The sequence below is a fragment of the Clostridium chromiireducens genome (assembly GCF_002029255.1).
In the GTDB taxonomy this organism is placed as follows: domain Bacteria; phylum Bacillota; class Clostridia; order Clostridiales; family Clostridiaceae; genus Clostridium; species Clostridium chromiireducens.
On the sequence record NZ_MZGT01000009.1, the window covers coordinates 93,978 to 104,644 of the forward strand.

The 10,667-nt window shown below is 28.7% G+C and carries 10 protein-coding genes and 1 riboswitch; all 10 genes read left to right on the top strand.

The window, feature by feature from the left end; translation table 11 throughout:
- Positions 1 to 986 precede the first annotated feature (986 nt).
- On the top strand, positions 987 to 1,685 hold the full coding sequence (locus tag CLCHR_RS04630) for a YveK family protein (protein WP_079438524.1): 699 nt from the start codon (positions 987 to 989) through the stop codon (positions 1,683 to 1,685).
- An 11-nt stretch (positions 1,686 to 1,696) separates the two neighbouring features.
- Positions 1,697 to 2,422 (top strand): CpsD/CapB family tyrosine-protein kinase, encoded by a 726-nt coding sequence (locus CLCHR_RS04635; RefSeq protein ID WP_079438525.1) that lies wholly within the window; start codon positions 1,697 to 1,699, stop codon positions 2,420 to 2,422.
- Between the two features lie 11 nt (positions 2,423 to 2,433).
- Positions 2,434 to 3,195: a tyrosine-protein phosphatase gene (locus CLCHR_RS04640; protein WP_207652302.1), complete on the top strand. Its 762-nt coding sequence runs from the start codon at positions 2,434 to 2,436 to the stop codon at positions 3,193 to 3,195.
- Positions 3,196 to 3,283: 88 nt separating this feature from the next.
- A riboswitch (cyclic di-GMP riboswitch) is annotated at positions 3,284 to 3,367 on the top strand.
- Between the two features lie 123 nt (positions 3,368 to 3,490).
- Positions 3,491 to 4,165 (top strand): sugar transferase, encoded by a 675-nt coding sequence (locus CLCHR_RS04645; RefSeq protein WP_079438527.1) that lies wholly within the window; start codon positions 3,491 to 3,493, stop codon positions 4,163 to 4,165.
- 10 nt (positions 4,166 to 4,175) lie between these two features.
- The gene (gene cps2T / locus CLCHR_RS04650; RefSeq protein WP_079438532.1) at positions 4,176 to 5,381 is read left to right on the top strand and encodes a beta 1-4 rhamnosyltransferase Cps2T; all 1,206 of its coding nucleotides are present in this window, start codon (positions 4,176 to 4,178) and stop codon (positions 5,379 to 5,381) included.
- A gap of 20 nt (positions 5,382 to 5,401) precedes the next feature.
- Positions 5,402 to 6,739: a glycosyltransferase gene (locus tag CLCHR_RS04655; RefSeq protein ID WP_079438528.1), complete on the top strand. Its 1,338-nt coding sequence runs from the start codon at positions 5,402 to 5,404 to the stop codon at positions 6,737 to 6,739.
- Positions 6,740 to 6,753: 14 nt separating this feature from the next.
- Entirely contained in the window at positions 6,754 to 7,452 is a 699-nt protein-coding gene (locus tag CLCHR_RS04660) for an acyltransferase (RefSeq protein WP_079438529.1), read from the top strand.
- Positions 7,453 to 7,475: 23 nt separating this feature from the next.
- Complete coding sequence (locus CLCHR_RS04665) at positions 7,476 to 8,378, top strand: glycosyltransferase family 2 protein (protein WP_079438530.1); 903 nt, start codon at positions 7,476 to 7,478, stop codon at positions 8,376 to 8,378.
- Positions 8,379 to 8,784: 406 nt separating this feature from the next.
- A complete protein-coding gene (locus tag CLCHR_RS04670; RefSeq protein WP_079438531.1) occupies positions 8,785 to 9,735 on the top strand; it encodes a glycosyltransferase family 2 protein in 951 nt (316 codons plus the stop codon).
- Between the two features lie 345 nt (positions 9,736 to 10,080).
- A partial coding sequence (locus CLCHR_RS04675) for a hypothetical protein (RefSeq protein WP_139376210.1) occupies positions 10,081 to 10,667 on the top strand: 587 nt, incomplete at its 3' end.

Genomic DNA, 10,667 nt, shown 5'->3' on the forward strand with positions numbered 1-10,667 from the left:
AAATAAGTAACTTGATATTATTATAATCGCATACGTAATTTGGATTTACATAATATGTGAATCGAGAGAATAGCTGAAGAGATGATTACAGCTATTTTTTTATGCAACACTGCGTAAAAGACTACCAGTTCTTTCTGGTGATATAGATAAATATAAGTGACTCAATATTATTATAATCCGCATACGTAATTTGGGTTTATCTAATAAGTGAATCGAGAGAATAATTGTGGATTTCTACCAGTAAAAGTTGTACCCATCCTCGCATGTTCCCGAGGCAAGCTCGTGACAAGCAAGGATGGAACAACTTTTACTGAAGAAATGCCTACAATTATTTTTTTTATGCAACATTGCGTAAAAGAGCACCTTCTATTTCTGGTGATATAGATAAATATAAGTAACTTAATATTATTATAATCCTCATACGTAATTTGGATTTATCTAATATGTGAATCGAGAGAATAGCTGTGGATTTCTATCGGCAAAAGTAGCGCCATTTCTGCTTGTTTCTTAGGCAAGCTAATGACAAGCAGGAATGGAACAACTTTTGCTGAAGAAATGATTACAGCTATTTTTTTATGCAACACTGCGTAAAAGACTACCAGTTTTTTCTGATTATATAGATAAATTAAGTAACTTGATATTATTGTAATCTGTTGAAAGCATACACAGTATTTTAAAATTTTGTAAGAAAGTATTAATGTAAATGTAATTATTAGTAAATTTTTTTGGAAAATAAAGGACTAAATATTAAATTTTCAATATAAATGGAATCATAAGTATGATATGAGAAAAATTTATGTTATAATGTTAAAGGTGGATATAAAAATAATAATTAACTATTTTAGGGGGAATATTTTTTTGAGGAACTTTATAAAATTAATGGTATGTACAATTTTGGAATAGAAGTTTATTAAAGTTAAGTAGCTTAGTTATTGATAAATTTTAGGACAAGTATTGTGAAAATAGAGAAATAGGGAGTTTAGCAGATGAATGAAGAAAATATAAGAAGTGAAGAATTTATAAGAATTGAAGAAATAGCAGATATTTTATTAAAAAGATGGAAAATGATACTTTCCATAACATTACTTACAACTTTAACAGTAGGAATTATTAGTATTTTTGTAATCGCACCTAAATATGAAGCTAGCACAAAAGTTTTCATTGGAAAAGAGAGAACAGATAGTAAAGATCAAAATTATAACAATAGTGATATTCAAATGTATCAACAGTTATTAAAGACATACGCAGAAGTTATAAAGACCAATGCTTTAGTTGAAAAAGCTATTAATACATCAAATTTAAATACAACTTCAGAAGAAATTCTAAGTGATTTGACTGTCACTCCGACAGCAAATACGCAAATTTTGGAAATAAAATATATAAGTAAGGACAGGGAATTAAGCAAGGTCGTATTAGATTCTATTACTGGTGAATTTATTAAAACATCTACAGAACTTATACCAAATGGAAATGTTAAAGTAATCGAGCCGGCAAAATTACCAGAAAATCCAGCTAGTCCTAATAATAAAATGAACATAGCTATTGCATTTTTAGTTGGACTTATGATCAGTGTTGGGTTATCGTTTTTATTAGAATTTATAGATAATACTTTTAAGAATAAGGAACAAGTAGAACAAATATTAGGAATACCTGTTATTGGCGCAATTCCTGATGATTTGGAATAGGGGGATGAGAGATGTTTACAGCGAAAAAACTGCATAAGGCAGTAGCTAATCAAGATTACAAAGGGTTTGTAGTGGAAAAGAAACCAAAGTCTATAGTATCTGAAGCTTATAGAACTCTAAGAACAAATGTACAATATTCATCATTTGATAAGGCTATTAAAACAATAGTAATTACTAGTGCTGAAGCAGCAGAAGGAAAGTCTACGGTATCAGGAAATCTAGCCTTATCTTTTGCTCAGAATGATAAAAAAGTTATAATAGTAGATTGTGATTTAAGAAAGCCTTCTGTACATAAAAACTTTAAAATATCTAATTTAAGTGGTTTATCAGAAGTACTTATAGGAAAAGAAAATCTAGAAGACGTAATACAAAACCGTAATGGAAATCTTGATATATTAACATCAGGTAAAATTCCACCTAATCCTTCAGAAATGCTGTCATCAGTATCTATGACTAATTTGATAGAAAAATTAAGGGAACAATACGATATAGTAATTCTTGATAGTGCACCACTTCAAGCAGTTACAGATGCTCAGATTCTTTCAACAAAAGCAGATGGAACTATACTTGTAATAAGAGCACAAAGAACTAGCAGGGATTCAGTAATTGAAGCGAAAAATCTATTAACTAAGGTTGGAGCTAATATATTAGGTACTGTATTACATGCAGTGGAGAATACTAGAGGTAAATACTATTATTACTATGGAAGTAGTGATGAAAGTAAAGAAGCTAAATAGGAGTAAATATGATAATAGATATTCATTCACATATAATACCAGGAATTGACGACGGATCTAAGAGTATGGAAATGACTTTAGATATGCTTAGAAATGCAGAAAAAGATGGGACTAAAAAAATTGTGGCTACGCCTCACTATTTACTTGAATATGGAGAGGCGACAATTGATGAAATAAAGAACTACGTACAAGAAATTAATACGATACTAGAACAGGAAAAAATAGATGTTAAAGTATATAGCGGGCAGGAAGTATACTTTAATGAAAACATAATAGATTATTACATACAAGGAAAGATAGGAACAATAAACGATTCAAGGTATATGCTTATTGAATTTCCAATGCATAAATTTGATGAAAATATATTTGATGTTCTTTATGAGCTTCAAGTTAGAGAAATTGTTCCAATAATAGCTCATCCTGAAAGGTATAAGCCTATTATAGAAAAGCCTAGTCTTATTAATGGGTTTATTAATGAAGGATATTTATTTCAATTAAACGCAGGAAGTATAGAAGGGAAATTTGGCGAAAAGGTTAAGAGAACAGCCGATGTGTTATTAGATAATAACATTTATAACTTTATAGGTTCAGATGCGCATAATATTAATAAGAGAAATACAGGCATTAACAATGCTCTGGAGTTAATAAACAAAAGTATAAATAAAGATATCCTTAAAGATAGTTCTGAAAAACTGCTAAATAATGACAGAATTGAATTCGTTGGTGAAAAAATTAGGGAAAGGAAAACAATATTTTCCTTTTTTAAAATGTGATTTTACCATAGTATGTCTTATTATGTAGTACGAATAATAGGATGGATACTGGGTTTGAAGTTAACAAATGGTGTAATATATGGTATAATTTTTTTAAGGAAACAGTGAACCGTATATTTTATCTGGGCACTTTATATATGGTGAGTTAATAGTGCAACCGGCCTTGATAGTTTTTTGGTTGGTTGCTTTTTGTTGGAAAATAACGATAGAGTAATAAGTTCTGATAAAAAAGCATAGAATCTTAAAAGCTATTGATAATTTAGTATAAGAAAAAAAGTTTTTAGGGGTGAATGAAGTGGAGCAATTAGAATTTAATAGGGAAGAAGTTTTGTTTAAAGAACAAGTGGATGAAGAAGAAAGTAGTAGATTAGGGTATTGTTTTTTAAAGAGAACTATAGATTTAATATGTTCATTGATTGGACTTATAATTTTAAGCCCAATATTTTTAGTTGTAGCTATCTTGATAAAAATGGAATCAGAAGGAAATGCTATTTTTTCTCAAGAGAGAGTGGGGAAAAATGGTAAGAGATTCAAAATGTATAAATTCCGATCAATGGTAGTTAATGCAGAAGAATTAAAGGACAAGCTGACTTCTAAAAATGAAATGAATGGCCCTATGTTTAAAATGAAAGATGATCCAAGGATAACTAAAATTGGAAAGTTCATTAGAAAAACGAGTATTGATGAATTGCCACAATTAATCAATGTATTTAAAGGGGAAATGAGTTTAGTAGGACCAAGACCATCACTTCCAAAAGAAGTAATGAAATTCGAAGGCTGGATGATGAAAAGATTAGAGGTAAAACCGGGACTTACATGTTACTGGCAGGTATCGGGGAGAAGTGATATCGGCTTTGAGGATTGGATGAAATTGGATGTTAAGTACGTTAAGGAAAGAAATACGTTTGTTGATGTAATGCTGGTATTTAAAACAGTTGGAGTGTTATTTGGTGATGAACATGCAAGATAGGGGAAGTAAGATGAAACATGTATTTATTATAGGCTCAAAAGGAATACCAGCAAAATATGGTGGGTTTGAGACCTTTGTTGAAAAATTGACAGAAGGTAAAAAAAGTAAAGAAATAAAATATCATGTTTCTTGCTTAGCAGATAACATTAAAGAATTTGAATATAATGGCGCTAGGTGTTTTAATGTTAAAGTACCTAATATAGGGGCTGCAAAAGCGGTTTATTATGATATAGCCGCATTAAAGGAAACTATTAAACACATAAAAAGGAATAAAATAAAAAATTCAATAGTATACATTTTAGCTTGTAGAATAGGGCCATTTTTAGGGTATTATAAAAGAAAACTTAAGGCATTAGGTGGAACGTTAATTGTTAATCCAGATGGACATGAATGGAAAAGAGCTAAGTGGAATAAAGCTATAAGACAATATTGGAAGGTATCCGAAAAGTATATGGTTAAACATGCAGATTTATTAATATGCGATTCCAAAAATATTGAGAAGTATATACAAGAAGATTATAAACAATACAATCCAAAGACAATTTTTATAGCTTATGGAGCTGACACCGAAAAATCCAAATTATCTGATGATGATAATACCTTGATAGAATGGTATAGAGAAAAGTATGTTAAGAAAAAAGAATATTACTTAGTTGTAGGACGATTTGTTCCAGAAAATAATTATGAAACTATGATAACTGAATTTATGAAATCAAAAACTGACAAAGATTTTGTATTAATAACAAATGTAGAAAAGAATAAATTTTATGAGGAATTAAGAACGAGGACAAACTTTGATAAAGATAAAAGAGTAAAGTTTGTAGGAACAGTATATAATCAAGAATTATTGAAAAAAATTAGAGAAAACGCATATGGGTATCTTCATGGACACGAAGTTGGGGGAACCAATCCATCTTTATTAGAAGCGTTAGCTACAACTGATTTGAATTTGTTATTGGATGTTGGATTTAATAGTGAGGTTGGAGAAGAGAGCGCCCTTTATTGGACGAAGGGAGAGATGGAGCTTGCAAACCTTATTGATAAGGCTGATATCATGTCTAGAGAAGAGATTATAGCTATAGGCAAGTTGGCAAAAAAGAGAATTAATGATTACTATAGCTGGGAAGACATTGTTAGTGAGTATGAAAAATCATTCAATGGGCTTGAAATAATATCTAGTAATTTAATTCAGTATGATAAAGTTATTGAATTATGATTTATGTATAGGAGATTAGAATGAAAATTTTACATTACGCGTTGGGTTTTCCACCATATAGAACAGGTGGTTTAACCAAATACTGTACTGATTTAATGATAGCGCAGAGAGAGCAAGGTCATGATGTTGGATTACTTTGGCCAGGACAGATAAGAGTAGCATTTCGAAAATCATCAATTAAACAGGGAATTGATATAAATTGGATACACAGTTTTGAGATTATAAATCCATTGCCTGTTGCTTTAGATGAGGGAATTATAAATGTAGAAATGTATATGACTAAGGGAAATAAGGAGATCTATAAAGATTTCTTGGAGAAGTTTTCACCTAATGCTATACATATTCATACGTTGATGGGAATTCATAAGGAATTTATTATTGCGGCAAAAGAACTTAACATTAAAACTGTTTTTACTACACATGATTATTATGGTATATGTCCTAAAGTTACACTCTTCTATAATGGATCTGTTTGCGATAATGACCATGGATGTGAGGATTGTATTAACTGCAATCAAACAGCATTATCTTTGAAAAAGATTATGCTGTTGCAGTCACCTATGTATCGTCAGATGAAAAATTTGTCAATTACTAAGGCGTTAAGAAGAAAACATCGTAATCAGTTCTTTGAGGCTACAGGAAATGTGAAATGTCAACTAGCGCAGAATGAGATTAATAGCAGAGTAGAAAAATATAAACAATTAAGAGAATATTATATCGATATTTTAAAAAACATCGATGTTATTCACTTCAATTCATCAGTTTCTGAAATGGTTTATAAACGATATTTCATACCTAAGGATGGAAGAGTTGTTAACATAACTCATAAGGGAATTGCAGATAATCGCAAGAAGAAAAAATTTAATCATGGTAAGTTGAAGATTACATATCTTGCGCCGGCAAAGCCATATAAAGGATTTAGTGTTTTAAAGCAAGCTTTGGATGAGTTATGGGATGAAGGAAATAGAAATTTTGAATTAAATATGTATAGCGTAACTAATAAAATTAGTCCATATATGGAAATCCAAGATGGCTATAATTACGAAGAACTTGAAAGCATTTTTGATAAAACCGACTTGTTAGTTGCTCCTAGTGTATGTTACGAAACATTTGGTTTTACAGTTTTGGAAGCCTTAAGCTATGGAGTTCCAGTTTTAGTGAGCGAAAATGTAGGTGCTAAAGATATTGTTTTAAATCCTAATTGGGTGATAGAAGCTAGCTCTGTTCAGGAATTAAAGAATATAATTAATAATATTAAGATAGAAGATTTAGAGGCATATAATGCTAAAATTTTAGAATTAAATAAAATTTGCGAATATAAAACTTTTGTCAAACAAAATGATAAGCTGTATCAGTAGGGAGAAGTTGCTATATGAAAATTATGGATAAAGCAATGAAGATTGTTGGAAAAGAAAATTTTAAGTTAGATAGAAGGATTGGCATTTCGTATATTATTAGATTATGTTGGTCATATGGTTGGATGATGATCAGGGGAAGAATTATCTCCTTTTTCAGTAAATCCATTTCATCCAGTATATTCGTTGGTCGCGGGGTTAAATTGTATGAGAAGAGATATTTACAAGTGGGAAATAAAGCTAAGATTCATGATGATTGTGAAATAGATGCGTTATCTACTGATGGTGTTATAATAGGAGATTCGGTTGTTCTTGGAAAAAGAACAATAATCCAATGTACAGGAGGATTGCAAAAGATAGGAAAAGGTGTTCGGATAGGTGACAGGACAACTTTTGGCTCGGATTGCTTTTTTGGCGCTGCCGGAGGAATTGAAATTGGCAATGATGTTGTAGCAGGACAGTACATCAGATTTCATTCCGAAAATCACTATTACGACGATATGACCCAATTAATACGAGAACAGGGTGTAACAAATAAAGGAATAAAAATTGGTGATAATTGTTGGATTGGAGCAGGTGCAGTATTTTTGGATGGTGTTAAAGTTGGAAATGGATGTGTTATTGGAGCTAATACTTTAGTTAATAAGGATTTACCACACAACTCTGTAGCAGTTGGTAATCCAATTAGAATAATAAGGATTCGTGGAAATGAGTAGAAATAAATGGGGGTCTTAGTAATATGTATATAAGTATAGTTATTTGTACTTACAATAGAAGTAATTTAATAAAAAAATGTATAAATAGCATATTAAATAATAATTATCCTGAGGATAACTATGAAATTGTTATAGTTAACAATAATTCAGAGGATGATACTGAAAAGATATGTATTAATTTCGTAGAAAACAATACTAATATCAGATATATATTTGAAGAAAAAATTGGACTATCAAATGCTAGAAATACTGGTATAGACAATGCAAAAGGTAATATAATTATATTTATAGATGATGATACATGTGTTGATATAAATTATTTAAAAAATATAGAGAAATTTTTTAATATTAACAACGACATTATGTGTGCAGCAGGAAAAATAATACCTGTTTGGAACGAACCGAAACCAACTTGGTTTACAGATACATTTGCTTCTATAATAGGAGAAACATTATATGGAAATAAAGATAGAATATTAAGAAGAGGAGAATTTCCGATAGGAGCAAATATGATTTTTAAGAAAGAAATTTTTAATATAGTTGGTAAGTTTAATTCTGAGTTAGGTATACAAGGAAATAAGCTTTATTTAGGCGAGGAATGTGATATTTGTAGCAAAATAATTAATAAGGGCTTTGAAATTTATTATATTGCAAATGCATCGGTAGAACATAAAGTTCATCAGAATAAAGTAGATAAAAAATATGTGACTAATCGACTAATTTTAGAAGGAGCTAGCTTAGCTCAAATGCATAAAGATGAATCAAGCAAAATAAAATGTATTTTATTGGGGATTAAGAGATGTGGAATACTACTTGTAAGAGATATTCCTCTATATATCGTTAATATTTTTAATGAAAGTGTTAAGTTTGAGAAGAAATGTAAGGTGAAAAGAAGTGTTTCATATATTAAAAAAATTTGTTGGTAATATGTAGAGTTTTTAACATGTTTAGTTGATGGTCGAGTTTCAACTATTTTACAAGTTATATCAGTAGTAAAATTTAATACCAAGAGAAGGATATATAATGAAAAATATGTAGAAATTCAGGATGCAATTATTTACAAGATAAGTTTAAATAAATGACTGGTTGATTTTTATTTTTTAGGAGGTTATAGTGAATTCACGTATTGGATAAGTTTTAAAAGTAATAAAAATGCATAGTTACAAAGCATATTTTCTTGTCAAATTAAATAAATAAAAATACTATAGAATTTGATTTGTTTTATACTATTTAAAAAGTTAGCGATTGGCAAGATAACTAGAGTTATGAAGTAATTTACATTTTAGTGAATTTTAGGATAACTTGATTAAAATATAAAAGGAGATAAACAAGATGCTTAAATTTTCTGTTGTAATACCACTATACAATAAGGAGAAATACTTATACAAAACAATTGAATCGGTATTAAAACAAACTTACGCAGACTTTGAGTTAATAATTATTGATGATGGTTCTACAGATAATAGTCTTAAAATAGCTAACAGTTTTAATGATGATAGGATAAAAGTGTATAAGCAAGCTAATGCTGGTGCATCGGCGGCCAGAAATTTTGGGATAAAAAAAGCTGAAGGAGAATTTATAGCATTCATAGATGGAGATGATATTTGGTATGAGAATTTTTTGGAAACAATAATAAGTTTAATGAATAAATATCCAAATTTAAAAGTCTATGGGACAGCGATAGGTTTAAATGATTATGAAAAACAAATAGAATCAAAACGAAGAAATATGGAAGAGAAAGACTTTATAATAGAAAACTATTTTTATTATAAAATTAAAAAAGATATATATCTTACTGCATCATCAGCAGTAGTAAAAAAAGAAGTGTTCTATGATATTGGATACTTTCAAGAAGGGTTGAGAAATTGGGAGGATTTGGATATGTGGGCGCGAATTACATTAAAATATGATGTGGCTTTTTCTACAAAGATATGTGCTATATATCAACAAAATATTATTGGAAGTGCAAGTAGATATAATGGTAAAATAAATGCTGATTTTTTTGATTACCCTGAAAAGTATATTCTAAAATATAATGTACAAGGTGAAAAACTTTATTATATGCTAGAATATATTGCAATGTGGAAAATATATTATGCTAGAATCATTCACTCCTCTACAAATAATAGAAAAGAGAGCTTAGAAATTTTAAAAAAATATAAATATACAAGAATATTTAAAAATGATTTAATTAAAACATATATATATATAATTTCACCACGAATTATGCGGAATTGTGTGAAGAGAATTTGCAAATCATTATATTCTATTAGAAGTAGATGAAAAAAATATAGGTGGAGTTTAATAAAGAGAATCTGAAATACATGAAGATAATATTAGTGAAATAACTCAAAACAGTAAATAAAATTATTGAAATGCTAAAAACAAATAGCTCATAGAAAGAGTACAGTAAGTAAAATTGCAAAAGCAAAAAAGTTATTGAAAAACTGGTATTATAAGGATAAAATGTTTTGTTCTAGCATTTAGAAATTTTTATTAAAAATACAAAAAGAATTATAAAAGGAAAATGGTGAGGTAATGCAAGAAAAAAACAAATTGTATTTTTTTGATAAAATAATATTAATGTATTTTATTTTTCAAATATTGTTTTTAAGATGGTTTAATCAAATGACATATATTTCATACGTAAGCATAATAATTATAGTTGCAATAATTCTTAGAAGAAGAAATAATTTTAGAATAACAATAATAGATTCGATCATTGGATTAGTATATGTATTTATATTAATAATAAATCTAATTAATAATGGGATACAACCTTTATTCATAAGTAACTTTTATTCTCAAGGAATGGCAAATTTGAGTGTTGTAATTTATATTTTAATGTTAGCCAATGAGAATAGAGGTGGATTGAAAAATTTTATTCTGAAAGATTTATTTATAATATTAAATACCTACTTTATTATAAATATTCCAATATTAATAAAACAGCTAGATTATACATATTTTCTAATGAGAAATGTGCAAAGTAATTCAATGTATGAAGATCATGTAACGGGATTAATAGGTACAAGTGGAACTCACGAACTAACTTTTTATTGGATTGTTTTAACAATTGTAAATTTATATAAATACTCACAGAAAAAAAACAAAAAAATATTAATATTAACATGTGCATATGTTGTATTTATGTTCATTATATCAAGTCAAAATGATAACACAGCATATTTTATTTTATTTCCAATGATAATATT

What these genes read in the sequence shown, in the direction of transcription:
- CLCHR_RS04630 (WP_079438524.1), top strand. Translation starts at nt 987, where the DNA reads ATGAATGAAGAAAATATAAGAAGTGAAGAATTTATAAGAATTGAAGAA.
- CLCHR_RS04635 (WP_079438525.1), top strand. Translation starts at nt 1,697, where the DNA reads ATGTTTACAGCGAAAAAACTGCATAAGGCAGTAGCTAATCAAGATTAC.
- cps2T (WP_079438532.1), top strand. Translation starts at nt 4,176, where the DNA reads ATGAAACATGTATTTATTATAGGCTCAAAAGGAATACCAGCAAAATAT.
- CLCHR_RS04655 (WP_079438528.1), top strand. Translation starts at nt 5,402, where the DNA reads ATGAAAATTTTACATTACGCGTTGGGTTTTCCACCATATAGAACAGGT.
- CLCHR_RS04660 (WP_079438529.1), top strand. Translation starts at nt 6,754, where the DNA reads ATGAAAATTATGGATAAAGCAATGAAGATTGTTGGAAAAGAAAATTTT.
- CLCHR_RS04665 (WP_079438530.1), top strand. Translation starts at nt 7,476, where the DNA reads ATGTATATAAGTATAGTTATTTGTACTTACAATAGAAGTAATTTAATA.
- CLCHR_RS04670 (WP_079438531.1), top strand. Translation starts at nt 8,785, where the DNA reads ATGCTTAAATTTTCTGTTGTAATACCACTATACAATAAGGAGAAATAC.